Genomic DNA, 14,820 nt, shown 5'->3' on the forward strand with positions numbered 1-14,820 from the left:
TTGCTTTAGTCAGTTTATTCATCATGACAGGCCTACATACGGAAAATCCCAAATTCACTCTCTTTAATGGGCGCATTCAATGCGGCCGTTAAAGCTTGCCCCAACACCGTTCGAGTCTCTTTTGGGTCGATGATTCCATCGTCCCAAAGTCTTGCACTCGCGTAGTATGGATGTCCTTCAGTCTCATACTGTTCAATAATGGGCTGTTTAAATTGTAGCTCGTCTTCGTCACTCCACGACTCGCCCTTACGGTTTTTAATGTCGCGCCTTACTTGGGCTAGCACTCCAGCAGCCTGTTCCCCTCCCATGACAGAGATTCTGGCATTGGGCCACATCCACATCATAGTTGGGTCATAAGCTCGGCCACACATCCCATAATTACCCGCGCCATAAGAGCCACCGACAATGACGGTAAACTTAGGAACATCGGCACATGCTACGGCCATAACGAGTTTTGCTCCGTGTTTCGCAATCCCTTCTGACTCGTACTTTTTGCCCACCATAAAACCAGTGATGTTCTGTAAAAACAGTAGTGGGATTTTCCGTTTTGCGCAAAGTTGAATAAAGTGAGCCCCTTTTTGGGCCGATTCTGAAAACAAAATACCGTTATTGGCCACAATTCCGATAGGGTGCCCATTAAGGTGAGCAAACCCGCAAACTAATGTTGAGCCATAAAGGGCCTTGAATTCATCAAAGTCGGAATCATCGACAATTCTTGCGATGACCTCTCTGGCATCAAACAGTAAGCGAAGGTTAGCGTTGACAATCCCGTAGAGTTCACTTATTTCATATCTTGGGGCAATAACCTTCTTTTCTGGAGTGGTTACAAGTGCTTGATTACTACTGGCAATCGCATCTCGAGCCAACGTCAATGCGTGGTTGTCGTTGTTCGCGTAATAGTCGGCAACCCCTGATTTTTTACAATGTACATCAGCGCCCCCCAACGCTTCATCGGTAACCACTTCACCCGTGGCTGCTTTCACTAAAGGTGGGCCTGCTAAGAATATGGTGCCTTGTTGCTTTACGATGATGGAAACATCGGCCATCGCAGGAATATAAGCGCCGCCAGCGGTACACAACCCCAAAACGACGGCTATTTGAGGAATCCCTTTGGCTGACATTCTCGCTTGGTTAAAGAAAATTCGACCAAAATGGTCTTTGTCAGGAAAGACTTCTGCTTGGTGGGGAAGGTTAGCGCCGCCCGAATCGACCAAGTAGATACAAGGTAGGTGGCAGCGTTCGGCAATTTCTTGAGCTCGAAGGTGTTTTTTAACGGTAAGTGGATAGTAGGTTCCCCCTTTTACTGAAGGGTCATTTGCAATGATCATACAGGTAACGTTCTCGACGGTGCCAATTCCAGCTACCACGCCCGCGCAGGGAATAGAATCATCGTAAACTCGCCACGCAGCGAACTGGCCAATTTCTAGGAACTGACTGTCGTCATCGAGCAATGCGTTGATACGCTCGCGGACGGGCAACTTTCCTTTGGCTCTTTGTCGTTCTATGGCGGATTTTCCTCCGCCTTGCTTGATAACATCTAAGTTGGAGTTAAGGTTATCGACGAGCTCGTCCATGACTGCTTTGTTGGCTTTGAATTGTGGATCATTAGGTTTCGCTTTGGTTAGTATTATCGCCATTTAATGCCCCTTAACCTTTTTTCATACTAAGCATTATTTCGACTCTTCGAATAGCTCTCGACCAATCAGCATACGCCTGATTTCCGAAGTTCCTGCGCCAATTTCATAGAGCTTGGCGTCTCGGAGCAATCGACCTGCTGGAAACTCGTTGATGTAGCCGTTTCCGCCCAGCAGCTGAATGGCATCCAGCGCCATCTGCGTCGCCAGTTCAGCGCTATATAAAATAACCCCTGCAGCATCTTTTCTTGTCGATTCGCCACGGTCGCAAGCCGCGGCCACCGTGTAGACATAAGAGCGAGCGGCGTTCATTCGGGTATACATATCAGCAACCTTGGCTTGTACCAGTTGAAACTCTCCAATGGCTTGGCCAAACTGTTTTCGGTCATGAACATAAGGAATCACGAGGTCTAGGCAAGCTTGCATGATGCCGAGAGGACCAGCGGCTAAGACGACACGTTCGTAATCCAACCCGCTCATTAGTACTTTAACGCCTTGATTCACTTCCCCAAGGACGTTTTCTTTAGGGACTTTGCACTGTTCAAATACCAGTTCACACGTGTTGGAACCGCGCATTCCTAGCTTGTCTAGTTTTTGCGCATGGCTGAAGCCTTCGAAGCCTTTTTCGATGATAAAAGCGGTGATCCCGTGAGATTTAGCGGCATGGTCGGTTTTCGCATAGACGACAAGCGTATCGGCGTCAGGGCCATTAGTAATCCACATCTTTGTGCCGTTGAGCACATAATGATCATCAATGAGATCGGCTTTTAGCTGCATACTAACCACATCTGAACCAGCGTTCGCTTCACTCATGGCGAGCGCACCAACATGAGTGCCGTCGATCAACTTAGGGAGGTACTTCTTTCTTTGATCAGGGGTGCCGTTACGAAAGATTTGATTGACGCATAAGTTTGAGTGCGCGCCGTAGCTAAGTGCGACCGAAGCTGATGCGCGGCTGATCTCTTCCATTGCTATCACATGGGCAAGGTACCCCATATCGGCGCCGCCGTATTCCTCACTTACAGTGACCCCAAGAAGCCCCATTTCTCCAAAACGTTGCCAAAGGTGGTTGGGGAATTGATTATCTTTATCAATGCGTGCTGCGATTGAAGCAATATGTTCTGTTGCGAACCCATTTACATGCTCTCTAAGCATATTAATAGTTTCACTATGCCCAAAATTCAGTGGTTGAAAATGACTGTTCATAACGCCTCCTAAGTGACGCTTGTATCAGTGGTATCTGCAACTTTACGGTTATTTGATTAACCTTGTTGAGATCGGCTAAGAGCTTGGTGGCAACGATCTTTTGCTAAACTGAGTTCACTCATAACGACTGTAATATCGTCAAGCTGGCGCTGAAGCACCTGCTGTTTTTCATCGATAATGGTGAGCATTTTTAAAAGCTGGGTATCACACTGGTCGGTATCGTAAAGCTCAAAAAGCTCCCGAATTTCTGCCAAAGAGAAGCCAAGTCGTTTACCCCGAAGGATGAGCTTTAGGCGTATCTTGTCACGATGTTGATAAACACGAGTGCTTCCATTTCTTGTCGGGTAAATCAAGCCCATGTCTTCATAGAATCGAATACTTCTTGTCGTGATATCGAACTCGTTTGCCAATTCACTAATTTTAAATGTTTCCATTTACAGACCTCCTCTGGCTTCCGATAAGAAGACCGACTCTGGTGAGGAAAGCGTGTGCAAAATGCTTTACATGTTGTCATTTTGTTTCTTGACGTTTACGTAAATGTTAGTGCTATGCTTACGTAAACGTCAAGAAATCACAGTTCAAAAAACAAACCACTTGAACAGCGTGTTTTCTTTTATGGCGAGGAGAAAGAATGGACAAGTCGATCTGGATAGTGTCAGCAAAACGAACACCACTGGGTAGCTTTCAAGGCATGCTTAGTCGGTATTCTGCGCCGGAATTAGGTCAGTACTCTATTCGCGCTGCCGTGGAAGAAGCCTCTATTTCCCCCGCATCTATCGACGAAGTGATTATGGGCTGCGTACTCCCTGCTGGTTGTGGGCAAGCGCCTGCGAGGCAAGCCGCTCGGGGTGCTAATCTTCCTGATTCGGTGGCTTGTATGACGATAAACAAGGTGTGCGGGTCGGGAATGAAATCGGTCATGCTCGCTCATGATTTAATACAATCAGGCTCTTCGAATACGATTGTAGCAGGTGGTATGGAGAGCATGACTAATGCGCCATATTTACTTAAAGAGTCACGAGGTGGAATGAGGCTGGGTCATAAAACTACCTATGACCATATGTTCCTTGATGGGTTACAAGATGCCTATGACGGTGAGTTGATGGGGACCTATGCTCAAGCCATTGCCGATAAGTTAGAAGTATCTCGCCAAAGTATGGATGAGTGGGCAATACAATCTATTACCCGAGCGGTGAGTGCACAGCAACAGCAGTTGTTTGACGATGAAATAGTACCGGTGACGGCAAAAGGTTCTAACAGCGATCAAATTCTAGATTTTGATGAGCACCCAACAGAAGTTAACCTCAATAAAATCCCAACGTTGCGCCCCGCTTTCGCCAAAGAAGGGACCGTTACCGCAGCGAACTCTAGTTCTATTTCAGATGGCGCCGCTGCATTAGTGGTAATGAGCGCCGAACAAGCTATAAAGCAAGGCTTGAGCCCTTTGGCTGTGATAAAAGGCCATTCGACTCATGCAAGATTACCTAGTGAATTTACCATTGCGCCTGTTTTTGCCATCGAGCAACTGCTTTCCAAATTAGATTGGTCTATCGATGAAGTGGATCTTTGGGAAATTAATGAAGCGTTTGCTGTGGTCACGCAGATAGCGATAAAACAGTTAGCGCTAGATGAAGAGAAAGTAAATATCAAAGGTGGCGCATGTGCATTAGGTCATCCCATTGGAGCCAGTGGCACTCGTATTATCGTCACGCTTATTCATGCGTTACGGCAGCTAGGTGCAACCCGAAGAAAATTAGAAACTCAGGTTGATGCCAGTGTTAGGCCAGATAATAAAAGAGTATTAAAAGGGGTTGCTTCCCTATGCATAGGTGGCGGTGAAGCAACAGCAATAGGGTTAGAAGTTCCGTACTGAAAAATCAATAACGCTGTATTAAGCGTTGGTGCGTAATTTGTAAATCAACATTGAAGGATAGAGTGATGAATCAGTCTGTACCCTTATTTATTGATGGAAAATTCATTCAATCAACCAGTGATCAATGGGTAGAGGTCACCAACCCTGCGACCAACGATGTAATTGCGAAAGTACCTTGTGCTACTGAGAGTGAAATGTCTCGAGCGGTTGAAAGCGCAAAAGAGGCGTTCAAAGCATGGCGAAATATCGCGGTACCAGAACGAGCTCGCTTAATGCTTCGCTATCAGCATCTACTCAAAGAGAATCATGACCAAATCGCAACACTGCTTTCGAAAGAGACGGGTAAAACCGTGGTGGATGCGAAAGGGGATGTATGGCGTGGAATTGAAGTCGTGGAGCAAGCGGCTAATATTGCCAGCAATATGATGGGGGAGATGGTCGAAAATGTGGCTAGTGATATCGACAGTTACTCCTTTATGCAGCCATTGGGTGTTTGCTGTGGTATCACGCCGTTTAACTTTCCGGCGATGATCCCTTTATGGATGTTCCCTATTGCCATTGCTTGCGGTAATAGCTTTATCTTGAAGCCATCAGAGCAAGTCCCACTGACTTCTGTTCGCTTAGCTGAGTTGTTTGAAGAAGCAGGCGCACCTAGTGGTGTTTTACAAATTGTTCATGGTACGAAAGAGCAAGTTGATTTTTTACTCTCCCATCAAGATATCCGCACCATTTCTTTTGTTGGTTCGGTACCCGTAGCCCAATACATTTATCAGCAAGGGACACAGCACTTTAAACGCGTTCAAGCCTTTGCTGGGGCGAAGAATCACATGGTTGTGATGCCCGATGCTAATAAAGCGCAAGTCATCAGCAACTTAGTCGGTGCTTCGGTAGGCGCGGCAGGGCAACGTTGTATGGCCATTTCGGTCGCGGTATTTGTTGGCAGTGCAAAAGAGTGGATTAGCGATTTAAAACAAGAGCTATCAACGATAACACCGGGGGTTTGGGACGATCCTAAGGCGGGCTATGGGCCACTGATTAGTGCTCAAGCAAAACAACGAGTGATTGGGTTGATCGAGGAAGGAAAAGCACAAGGGGCAACGTGTGAACTTGATGGAAGCCAATGCCAAGTGGATAGCTGCCCTGATGGAAACTGGCTTGGCCCTACGTTGTTTAGTGGTGTTAGCACCGATATGTCGATTTACCAACAAGAGATATTTGGCCCGGTGCTACTTTGCATTGAAGTAGACACTTTGCAGCAAGCGATTGAACTGGTGAACCATAACCCGTACGGCAATGGAACGTCCATTTTTACCGCCAGTGGGGGCGCGGCGCGCCAGTACCAACATGAGATCGAAGTCGGGCAGGTTGGCATAAACGTACCTATTCCAGTCCCGTTGCCATTCTTCTCATTCACAGGGTGGAAGGGCAGCTTCTATGGCGATTTGCACGCTTATGGTAAGCAAGCGGTTCGTTTCTACACTGAAACAAAAACCGTCACAGCACGTTGGTTTGATGATGATATTCCAACGGGGCCCAATTTCACGATTCAATTGAAGTAAACCAACGAGTTGGCAACAGTAGGAGGTGGTGTATGGATTTCGAATTAACTGAAGAACAGCGACTGTTTTCGGAGACGGCTCGCCAGTTTGCGAATGAAAAACTTGCACCTATGGCGGCACAGTGGGATGAAAAATGCGAATTTCCAAAGGAGGTCTTGAGAGAGGCTGGAGAGCTTGGTTTTCTCAGCTTGTATACTCCAGAAGAGCAAGGCGGCCTGTCATTGAGTCGGCTAGATGCATCCATTATCTTTGAACAACTTTCGATGGGCTGCACTTCCACAACGGCATTTATGACCATTCATAATATGGTGACATGGATGGTGGCGAGTTTTGCAACCGATCAGGCGAAGTCACTATTCTGCCCCAAACTGATAACTGGAGAGTGGTTGGGCTCGTACTGCTTAACAGAGCCGAATGCCGGCTCCGATGCGGCATCACTGAGTACTAGTGCTAAAAAAGTCGGCGATAAATACCAGTTAGATGGTGCAAAAGCCTTCATCTCAGGTGCTGGGGATTCTGATGTCTTGGTTGTCATGGCAAGGACCTCTGATGAGGGAGCAAAAGGTGTGTCCGCATTTGTGGTGCCTGCCGATGCTGATGGTATTAGCTATGGGCGAAAAGAGCCTAAAATGGGGTGGAACAGCCAGCCCACGCGTTCAGTTACTTTTAATAATGTCGAACTCCCTTTGTCTTCATTACTCGGTGAAGAGGGACAAGGTTTCGAGTTCGCCATGAAAGGGCTAGACGGGGGAAGAATAAACATTGCAACGTGCTCAATTGGCACCGCTCAACAAGCCCTCAATCAAGCCACTCAATACATGCAAGAGCGCAAACAGTTCGGAAAAAGCCTCGCTCAATTCCAAGGTTTACAATTTAAGCTCGCAGATATGGCGACAGAGTTAGTCGCGGCACGTCAACTCGTGCGTTATGCAGCGAGTAAATTAGACAATCAAGACCCTGAAGCCACAGCCTATTGCGCAATGGCCAAACGATTTGCTACCGATGTGGGGTTCAAGGTATGTGATCAGGCCCTTCAATTGTACGGGGGCTATGGTTATATCAAGGAGTATCCGTTGGAGCGGTACTTTAGAGACGTGAGAGTCCATCAGATCCTTGAAGGGACTAACGAAATTATGCGTTTAATCATTGCTCGTCGGCTTCTGGTGGAAGGGGCTGATCTTGTATGAGCGACGGTGATGTTCAAAGCAGTTCAGTAGAGAGGTTAGGTTATGTCATTAAGTACAAATAGTTTACTGGTGTCGGAGGCTGAAAATCATGTTGTTACCATTACGATGAACAACCCGCCTGCGAATACTTGGACGGCTCAAAGCTTACGGGAATTGAAATACTTAGTCGAAACACTAGAACAGGATAACGATGTCTACGCGTTAGTGATCACAGGCCAAGGCGAAAAGTTCTTCTCTGCAGGTGCTGATTTAAAGCTATTCGCAGAGGGTGATAAAGCGGTGGCACTTGAAATGGCGACAGCATTTGGTGAGGCTTTTGAGGCGTTATCCAGTTTTCGAGGGGTGACTATCGCAGCGATTAACGGCTATGCCATGGGCGGCGGATTAGAAGTCGCGTTAGCTTGTGACATTAGAATTGCAGAAGACCAAGCGGTGATGGCGCTCCCTGAAGCAAAAGTGGGGCTACTTCCATGCGCTGGAGGGACTCAAAATTTGACCGCCCTGGTGGGTGAGGGGTGGGCGAAACGTATCATACTTTGCGGTGAACAAATTAATGCAGAGCGCGCCGTATCGATTCGTTTGATTGAAGAAAAAGTGGAAACGGAAAAAGCCTTAGAAGCAGCTGTTGAGCTTGCGAAATCGGTATCGAATCAATCACCTAGTTCCGTGTCTGCGTGTAAGGCTCTGGTTCAAAATGGACGTCATTCACTGATGTCACATGGCTTAGTCAAAGAACGAGAGCTGTTCATGAAATTGTTTGATACTCAAGATCAAACCGAAGGTGTGCAAGCGTTCTTGGAGAAACGAAAAGCCAATTGGCAGAACCGATAACGAAACAAGATTTAGGGAGTAGGTATGTCTGACAACGTTAAATTCGAGCAGCGACTGTGCGCAGACGGGAGTCATCAAATTGCCATCGCAACGCTGAACAATATCGGCTCTCTTAACGCGTTAACATTTAATATGCTTGAGCAACTACATGAGTTGCTGATTCATTGGCGTGATGACCCAAGTATTGTCTGTGTTCTGCTTGAGGGTGAAGGAGAAAAAGCGTTTTGCGCCGGTGGCGATGTACGAGCGATGCATGATGTTATGAGCACTCAAACCAAAGCACAGGCTCAGGAGTTTTGTACAAACTACTTTACCTTAGAATATCAGTGCGATTATCTGATTCATACCTACCCTAAACCCATTATTGCCTGGGGTGAGGGTATTGTGATGGGCGGTGGAATGGGGTTGTTTATGGGCGCTAGTCATAAGGTGATGACCCCTAGTTCTCGTCTCGCTATGCCTGAAGTTACAATCGGTCTATACCCTGATGTGGGTGGCACCTGGTTCTTAAATCAGTTAGATGAAGGCATAGGGCTGTTTCTCGGGCTTACTGGCGTAATGGTCAACGCCAGTGACGCGGTTGATATTCGAATGGCCGATTATATTTTGCCTGCAGAAAGCAGAGAAAGATTAATTGAAACCTTGCAAATTCAATATTGGGTTAAAGGCTCTGACAATGGGGCTGAAGAAAACCATGGTACGGTTAATGATGTATTAAGCTTACTATCAGAACATTCAGCCAATGAAGTAGAAGACCAAAAGCCGTCTAATCAACTGATTCCGTTTGGTTCAAAAATCAAGAAGGCGTGTGAAGGTAATGACCTTAGTAACATTAGTCGTGAAGTGTTGGCGATTGACAGTAGCGCTCACCCAGAAGCAGAAGCAAAATGGATGTCGAGAGCACAACAGTCACATCGGCTTGGTAGTCCTATCTCTTCTCATCTTTGTTTTCGTCAGATAAAAGAGTATCAACACCTTTCTCTTGAGCAGTGTTTTCGCCTTGAGCTTGGGCTTTCTGTGAGTTGTGGATTACTAGGAGAGTTTCAAGAGGGAGTTCGAGCTAGACTCATCGATAAAGATGGTGAGCCAGTTTGGCTCTACAAAAGTATTGAGTCGGTTGATTCTGGTGTCATTGATGATTTGTTTATGTCGCTATGGGAAGAGGATTCTCACCCATTAGCAAAGCTAGGCCGTTAGTGTAGCTAGGTGCTGAATCGTAGACTTAGCATGTTGAAGTTTGTGAAGTAGAAGATTGGATTGAACTGGAAATAAACCAACGCCCTAGCTTAAACGTTAGGCACTATTTATTTGCTAGGCACTATTTAATTGTTAGGCATTAGGAGGAGTGTAACCATGAGTACCATTGCTTTTATCGGGCTTGGAAATATGGGCGGCCCAATGGCGGAGAATCTCTTATCAGCAGGACTCACCGTACAAGTATTTGACCTCAATAAAGCAGCAGCGCAACGGTTGGCCGACTTTGGTGCCGTGGTCGCTAGTTCGGTTGAAGAGGTTATTAAAGGTGCCGATACGGTGATAACTATGCTGCCAGCAGGAGAGCATGTTCGTGCGGTATACCTTGGGGATCATAGTGGTGGGAAGGGGCTACTAAATCTTGTTGAAAGCGATACGTTTTTGATTGATTCATCGACCATCGATCCAGAGTCTGCACGTCTCGTTGGCAGTGAAGCAACAAAGAAAGGATTAGAGTTTGTTGATGCGCCTGTGTCTGGTGGGGTTGCTGGTGCGAAAGCAGCAACGTTAACCTTTATTGTTGGTGGGTCTGATGCCGGTTTTGCTAAGGCCGAATCCGTATTGAAATATGTGGGTAAGAATATCTTCCATGCCGGCCAAGCGGGTGATGGTCAGATGGCGAAAATCTGTAATAACCTTATGTTAGGTATTTTAATGTCGGGCACCTGTGAGGCGTTGAATCTGGGGATAGATAACGGGTTAAACCCTAAAGTACTCAGCGATATTATGCTGCAAAGCTCTGGGCGAAACTGGGCGCTCGAATTGTATAACCCATGCCCTGGGGTGATGGAAAACGCGCCGGCCAGTAACGGATTCCAGCCCGGGTTTATGAGTAAGTTGATGTTAAAAGATTTAGGTTTAGGCGCAGAAGCCGCGTTAAAGAGCCAATCATCGATTCCTATGGGGGCACTCGCGAGAAATCTCTACGCTTTTCATAATGCCAATGGCAACGAAGAGTTAGATTTTTCAAGCTTATTCGAGTTTTACCAGCGAGATAAGAAGTAGTCGTTAAATCATGTGGATGGAGCTAACCGATGGACCTAAAACAGAGTGTTGTGGTAATAACAGGCGCTGGACAAGGGCTAGGGCAAATGATGGCGGTGACATTGGCGCAATCAGGGACGCAACTTGCCCTGCTTGATATGAATGAAGAGGGATTAAAATCGACTCAAGATCAGTGCCATATGCTAAGTGTGAAAGCGTTGACGTATTGCGTTAATGTGACTGATGAAGTTCAAGTAGAAAAGGTGTTCTCTGACATCGTCGAGGACTTTGGCCAAGTGGATGGTTTGATCAATAACGCTGGAATATTGCGTGATGGCCTACTTATTAAATCGAAAGATGGCGAGCTCAGTAAGATGTCTCTCGAACAGTTTAATGCTGTGATGAATGTGAATGTGGTTGGAACGTTTCTGTGTGGTAGGGAAGCAGCCGCAAAAATGGTGGAAACGGAAAGAAAAGGCGTGATCATTAATATTTCAAGTGTTGCTAGGGCTGGCAATATTGGGCAAACCAATTACGCAGCGTCGAAAGCCGCTGTAGCCACGATGGCGACAACATGGGCGAAAGAGTTGGCTCGATATGGCATTCGAGCGGCCGCGATAGCACCCGGGATCGTGAAAACGGCGATGGCTGAACAGCTAAAACCTGAAGCGATTGAACGTCTTAATAGTATGGTGCCAGTAGGTAGGATGGGCCAACCTTGTGAAATTGCTCAGGCAGCCAAGTACATTTTAGAGAACGACTATTTCTCCGGCAGGGTCCTTGAAGTGGATGGAGGCATGAGAATGTAGGGGTAGGGATGTAGTAATGAAATTGTCATCTGCTACTCTATCGTGCCGAAGATGATCTCTTCAAAATGTGGATTTTCCACACGGACCTTAAGTTTGACGAGAGTGTCGAGTACAACGAGTGTTTCCGTTCCATCAGCAAGGATTTTAATGCACTCTTGGCGCGCTTCATTCCTCGCGGTGTCGAGAGCGATACCGTTGACGACTTCATTGTGGCCGTTACTTTTTGATTTTAATGTGAGCTCAATTGGGTAACGATAAAGGCACACAATCTCTATATAATCGTACTCGTTGCAACTTATCATAAGGGCAATCCTTAACGCTCTTTCACTCGTTTATAATCAGACTACTTTGAGGCATTGATGACAACCACTATTAACGCAGATTTTAAACAACGTATCGTCATTCGACCAGAAGATTATCAGTGGGTAGACTCTCCAATGCCGGGCGTTGAAAGAATGATGCTAGATAGAGTCGGGGATGAAGTTGCAAGAGCAACCACCATTGTGCGATTCGCGCCCTTCAGTGAGTTTTCTCCTCATGAGCACAGTGGCGGCGAAGAGTTTATCGTTCTCGACGGGGTATTTTCTGACGAACATCAAGACTATAAGCAGGGCAGTTACGTTCGTAATCCGATAGGGACAGCTCATAAACCTAGAATAGGAAAAGAGGGTGCGACTATTTTCGTAAAACTGCATCAGTTCAGTGGAGAGGATTCGAAACAAAAGGTTGTTGATACACAAAACCACCCATGGTTACCCGGTTTGGTCGAAGGGCTTAAAGTGATGCCTTTACATGAATTTGAAGGTGAAAATATTGCGCTAGTGAAGTGGGCGCCGAACACGCAATTTAATGCTCATCAGCACAGGGGTGGTGAAGAAATTCTTGTTCTAGAGGGCACTTTTTATGATGAACATGGCTCTTACCCTAAAGGAACTTGGCTTCGTAGCCCACACATGAGTATGCATCACCCTTTTACGAAAGATGATGGAGCGTTAATTTACGTGAAAACGGGCCATTTGGAACCGCAATTCAAGAATTAATCAGTACAAGATAAACAATACAAGCTAAGCAATACGAGTAACGGCTAGCCTAATCTCTTAGCCCAGTTACCACTGTGTTCGTCGCGGCAGTTTTCTTCAGTATCAAAGCGGACATGGTCTGCGACATTTTTAATCGAGATATTTACCGCATTTAGCTTATTTTCCACTAACATCAGTAGTGGATTGTCATTGTTATTTTCTAAAAAGCTTCCCAGTTGTTCATTAGTATCAAAAACACAGGTGATGACTAAGCTTTTTGGAAAGTTCGAATAGTTAACGCTATGAGTGAGCCATTGAAATCCATTGTTTTCCTCAAGCAACACGTCACAAACTTCAGTCAAAGTGGCTCTTAGTTGGTTATCGATTTTCTTATCGGTTTTACGCATATTAATGGTTGACCATGTCGCGAACTATTATTGATGCAGTTTCAGGAATTGTTCATGCTAAGTCAATAACTTTGCTCTAGGGGGAGCGTTAATAACCCCTTTATCTATAAAGTTTTCAGCCCATTTTATTCACGCGTTTATGGTAATAAAATGGTTCGATCTTCCGCGCTTCCAAAAAAGCCTGTTAACTTCCTAACAGGCTTTAATGTGTTTACCGGTATATATCTAATGATGAATTTGAGTTACTTCTTCATCATTTTAGCAAGATCAGCAAAGGGGTTATGTGTTGCACTTTGGTGGTCATCAAGCTTTGCTTCAGATTCGACACCATATCTATCGTGATCAGTGTACTTAGAGTGCTCATGATCATGGCAGTATAGGCATAACAATTCCCAGTTACTTCCATCTTCAGGGTTGTTGGTATGGTCATGATCTTTGTGGTGAACGGTGAGCTCACGAAGGTTCGAGTACACGAATTCACGTGCGCAGTTTCCACATACCCAAGGGTAGAGTTTTAATGCTTTATCTCGGTAGCCACTTTCTTTGCTTTTATAGGCGGCACTAGAGCCTGTGTAATCTGATGACATGCTTTGTCCTGCTTGTTTCTAATTGATCTCAATAGAAGAGAGTTTATCACAATTGAGAATGTTAGCGTCTTGATAAGAGTGACATTTCTATCTCGTTAAGCAGCGTAAATTATTGTTAGTTATATCAGTGGTTTGTGTTGCATATGGCTCGCCCTGTTGGTGTTGCATAGATGTGTGATGTAGTTCTCGTAATTGAGTTTTCTGTGACATTAATTCCGTTGGAGACCTCGATTGTACCTAAATTGCGAACTAGGTTTATCTGATAACTAATAAGAAAGTATGAAGCTAGGTTTATGACTAAGAAACAATATGTACTCACGATTGTGATGATGTCCGGGCAAAACAAGGAAATTGAATTTATCGACTTTCAAAATGCTAGAGAGTCGATGTATTTACATAAGAAATTTACGTTCGGATGTGAACGTGCTTATATAAAAGGAAGTGCCGGTAATACCTATGACTCAACACTTCCTTTGGATACCACTACTCTTTGAGACTGGGGGTAATACCCGTTGCTTCATCAGTCAGCGCTAAGATGAGTTTTCCATCCCTAACACCAGCATTGTTTTGGTGAAACGTGACGAGATTGCTATCGAAGCCCCAATCGCCTTTGCCCCAGCGAGCGGTATCAAAACGATCAAAGTCATCACGCCATGCGAGCTCAAACTCTCCATCGTTGTAGCGGTAATATTCTATCCAATCAACCACTTGATAAAGGGGTAAGCTGTCAGAGGAGAACGAGCCAACCCAGCCAATGGCTTCTGATATCCATACATTCATACGGTAGCTTTGAGGGCTATCGCGCATGTCGATCACTTGTTGAGAATTTTCTGAGGTTTCCAGGTGAATGGACTGATCATTTACCTTCCATTCAATTTTGTCAGGCGTCCAGATAAGGGTGAACTGATTAAAACTGTCTAAATCTGGTATTGAATGGCTGTTTTCAGAGTGAATTCGGTTGGTTGATGTTCCAGTGATTAAGTTAGTCTGTAATGTGTTTGAATGTTTTCCAATGGCTTCTATATCGATTTCTCGCCATGGGATACCTCCTTGCCAAGACTCGTTATCATACGTAAAAAATGATGAGACAACTCCGGGGCTTGATATCATTTTCATCCGAATAACGAATTTACCAAACGTTATTTTTTCATGGCTGTACACTTCCGCACCGTATAGAGGAGTCGAGCTTGTATTCTTAGTTCTGCTTTGAGCATGAGTATCTTGGTTTATGGTTGAGCCTTGCTTTAAATCAGCCTGTTGGCCTGAGCATGCCGTCATTAAAAGAGCGGTGCATAACAGTGGTAACTTACTCATTTAAGTCCATTCCTTGGTTTAATGATTGATTGGTGTTTAGGAATAAACTAGAGGGTTATTAGTGGGTATTTCAATCGTTTTAACAACCGATGGTGACTATTTTGAATAGCGCAGTAGTTAGCCGCATTCTTATGAAACTATTCATAAGAATGGTGT

General features: G+C 45.4%; 15 protein-coding genes. 8 read left to right on the top strand and 7 right to left on the bottom strand.

Annotated features, from left to right (window positions below):
• Nucleotides 1–32 precede the first annotated feature (32 nt).
• The 3 genes from KP803_RS09005 to KP803_RS09015 are packed head-to-tail and all read right to left on the bottom strand — an operon-like array spanning nucleotide 33 to nucleotide 3,274.
• Nucleotides 33–1,637 carry a carboxyl transferase domain-containing protein gene (locus KP803_RS09005; protein ID WP_248008504.1) on the bottom strand — a complete coding sequence of 535 codons (1,605 nt, stop codon included), beginning with the start codon at nucleotides 1,635–1,637 and terminating at the stop codon, nucleotides 33–35.
• 33 nt (nucleotides 1,638–1,670) lie between these two features.
• Nucleotides 1,671–2,840 (bottom strand): isovaleryl-CoA dehydrogenase, encoded by a 1,170-nt coding sequence (locus KP803_RS09010; RefSeq protein WP_248008505.1) that lies wholly within the window; start codon nucleotides 2,838–2,840, stop codon nucleotides 1,671–1,673.
• A 56-nt stretch (nucleotides 2,841–2,896) separates the two neighbouring features.
• Nucleotides 2,897–3,274 carry a MerR family transcriptional regulator gene (locus tag KP803_RS09015; RefSeq protein ID WP_248008506.1) on the bottom strand — a complete coding sequence of 126 codons (378 nt, stop codon included), beginning with the start codon at nucleotides 3,272–3,274 and terminating at the stop codon, nucleotides 2,897–2,899.
• 197 nt (nucleotides 3,275–3,471) lie between these two features.
• Here KP803_RS09015 and KP803_RS09020 point away from each other — a divergent pair, with 197 nt between their 5' ends.
• The 7 genes from KP803_RS09020 (at nucleotide 3,472) to KP803_RS09050 (ending at nucleotide 11,337) form a co-directional block, all read left to right on the top strand.
• The gene (locus KP803_RS09020; RefSeq protein ID WP_248008507.1) at nucleotides 3,472–4,713 is read left to right on the top strand and encodes an acetyl-CoA C-acyltransferase; all 1,242 of its coding nucleotides are present in this window, start codon (nucleotides 3,472–3,474) and stop codon (nucleotides 4,711–4,713) included.
• 65 nt (nucleotides 4,714–4,778) lie between these two features.
• Nucleotides 4,779–6,272: a CoA-acylating methylmalonate-semialdehyde dehydrogenase gene (locus tag KP803_RS09025; protein WP_248008508.1), complete on the top strand. Its 1,494-nt coding sequence runs from the start codon at nucleotides 4,779–4,781 to the stop codon at nucleotides 6,270–6,272.
• A gap of 32 nt (nucleotides 6,273–6,304) precedes the next feature.
• On the top strand, nucleotides 6,305–7,459 hold the full coding sequence (locus KP803_RS09030; protein ID WP_248008509.1) for an acyl-CoA dehydrogenase family protein: 1,155 nt from the start codon (nucleotides 6,305–6,307) through the stop codon (nucleotides 7,457–7,459).
• Nucleotides 7,460–7,501: 42 nt separating this feature from the next.
• Nucleotides 7,502–8,290 carry an enoyl-CoA hydratase gene (locus tag KP803_RS09035; RefSeq protein WP_248008510.1) on the top strand — a complete coding sequence of 263 codons (789 nt, stop codon included), beginning with the start codon at nucleotides 7,502–7,504 and terminating at the stop codon, nucleotides 8,288–8,290.
• 24 nt (nucleotides 8,291–8,314) lie between these two features.
• Nucleotides 8,315–9,487 (top strand): enoyl-CoA hydratase/isomerase family protein, encoded by a 1,173-nt coding sequence (locus tag KP803_RS09040; protein ID WP_248008511.1) that lies wholly within the window; start codon nucleotides 8,315–8,317, stop codon nucleotides 9,485–9,487.
• A 156-nt stretch (nucleotides 9,488–9,643) separates the two neighbouring features.
• A complete protein-coding gene (gene mmsB, locus KP803_RS09045) occupies nucleotides 9,644–10,549 on the top strand; it encodes a 3-hydroxyisobutyrate dehydrogenase (protein WP_248008512.1) in 906 nt (301 codons plus the stop codon).
• Between the two features lie 29 nt (nucleotides 10,550–10,578).
• A complete protein-coding gene (locus tag KP803_RS09050) occupies nucleotides 10,579–11,337 on the top strand; it encodes an SDR family oxidoreductase (protein WP_248008513.1) in 759 nt (252 codons plus the stop codon).
• Nucleotides 11,338–11,369: 32 nt separating this feature from the next.
• Here the strand turns inward: KP803_RS09050 and KP803_RS09055 are convergent, their stop codons facing one another.
• A complete protein-coding gene (locus KP803_RS09055) occupies nucleotides 11,370–11,639 on the bottom strand; it encodes a Rho-binding antiterminator (RefSeq protein WP_248008514.1) in 270 nt (89 codons plus the stop codon).
• Between the two features lie 57 nt (nucleotides 11,640–11,696).
• Between KP803_RS09055 and KP803_RS09060 the strand changes: the two genes are divergently transcribed.
• Nucleotides 11,697–12,377, top strand: a complete 681-nt coding sequence (locus KP803_RS09060) for a cupin domain-containing protein (protein WP_248008515.1) — start codon at nucleotides 11,697–11,699, stop codon at nucleotides 12,375–12,377.
• Nucleotides 12,378–12,421: 44 nt separating this feature from the next.
• Here the strand turns inward: KP803_RS09060 and KP803_RS09065 are convergent, their stop codons facing one another.
• The 3 genes from KP803_RS09065 to KP803_RS09075 form a co-directional block, all read right to left on the bottom strand.
• Nucleotides 12,422–12,763: a Fis family transcriptional regulator gene (locus KP803_RS09065; RefSeq protein ID WP_248008516.1), complete on the bottom strand. Its 342-nt coding sequence runs from the start codon at nucleotides 12,761–12,763 to the stop codon at nucleotides 12,422–12,424.
• 242 nt (nucleotides 12,764–13,005) lie between these two features.
• A complete protein-coding gene (locus tag KP803_RS09070) occupies nucleotides 13,006–13,350 on the bottom strand; it encodes a YajD family HNH nuclease (RefSeq protein WP_248008517.1) in 345 nt (114 codons plus the stop codon).
• Between the two features lie 483 nt (nucleotides 13,351–13,833).
• Nucleotides 13,834–14,664: a family 16 glycosylhydrolase gene (locus KP803_RS09075; RefSeq protein WP_248008518.1), complete on the bottom strand. Its 831-nt coding sequence runs from the start codon at nucleotides 14,662–14,664 to the stop codon at nucleotides 13,834–13,836.
• Nucleotides 14,665–14,820 lie beyond the last annotated feature (156 nt).

This window comes from Vibrio amylolyticus, assembly GCF_023145695.1.
Taxonomy (GTDB): Bacteria; Pseudomonadota; Gammaproteobacteria; order Enterobacterales; family Vibrionaceae; genus Vibrio; species Vibrio amylolyticus.

Bases quoted from the DNA above. Each gene is read 5' to 3' on its own strand.
- KP803_RS09050 (WP_248008513.1), top strand. From the start codon at position 10,579: ATGGACCTAAAACAGAGTGTTGTGGTAATAACAGGCGCTGGACAAGGG.
- KP803_RS09075 (WP_248008518.1), bottom strand. From the start codon at position 14,664: ATGAGTAAGTTACCACTGTTATGCACCGCTCTTTTAATGACGGCATGC.
- KP803_RS09010 (WP_248008505.1), bottom strand. From the start codon at position 2,840: ATGAACAGTCATTTTCAACCACTGAATTTTGGGCATAGTGAAACTATT.
- KP803_RS09060 (WP_248008515.1), top strand. From the start codon at position 11,697: ATGACAACCACTATTAACGCAGATTTTAAACAACGTATCGTCATTCGA.
- mmsB (WP_248008512.1), top strand. From the start codon at position 9,644: ATGAGTACCATTGCTTTTATCGGGCTTGGAAATATGGGCGGCCCAATG.
- KP803_RS09025 (WP_248008508.1), top strand. From the start codon at position 4,779: ATGAATCAGTCTGTACCCTTATTTATTGATGGAAAATTCATTCAATCA.
- KP803_RS09035 (WP_248008510.1), top strand. From the start codon at position 7,502: ATGTCATTAAGTACAAATAGTTTACTGGTGTCGGAGGCTGAAAATCAT.
- KP803_RS09070 (WP_248008517.1), bottom strand. From the start codon at position 13,350: ATGTCATCAGATTACACAGGCTCTAGTGCCGCCTATAAAAGCAAAGAA.
- KP803_RS09065 (WP_248008516.1), bottom strand. From the start codon at position 12,763: ATGCGTAAAACCGATAAGAAAATCGATAACCAACTAAGAGCCACTTTG.
- KP803_RS09020 (WP_248008507.1), top strand. From the start codon at position 3,472: ATGGACAAGTCGATCTGGATAGTGTCAGCAAAACGAACACCACTGGGT.
- KP803_RS09040 (WP_248008511.1), top strand. From the start codon at position 8,315: ATGTCTGACAACGTTAAATTCGAGCAGCGACTGTGCGCAGACGGGAGT.
- KP803_RS09055 (WP_248008514.1), bottom strand. From the start codon at position 11,639: ATGATAAGTTGCAACGAGTACGATTATATAGAGATTGTGTGCCTTTAT.
- KP803_RS09015 (WP_248008506.1), bottom strand. From the start codon at position 3,274: ATGGAAACATTTAAAATTAGTGAATTGGCAAACGAGTTCGATATCACG.
- KP803_RS09030 (WP_248008509.1), top strand. From the start codon at position 6,305: ATGGATTTCGAATTAACTGAAGAACAGCGACTGTTTTCGGAGACGGCT.
- KP803_RS09005 (WP_248008504.1), bottom strand. From the start codon at position 1,637: ATGGCGATAATACTAACCAAAGCGAAACCTAATGATCCACAATTCAAA.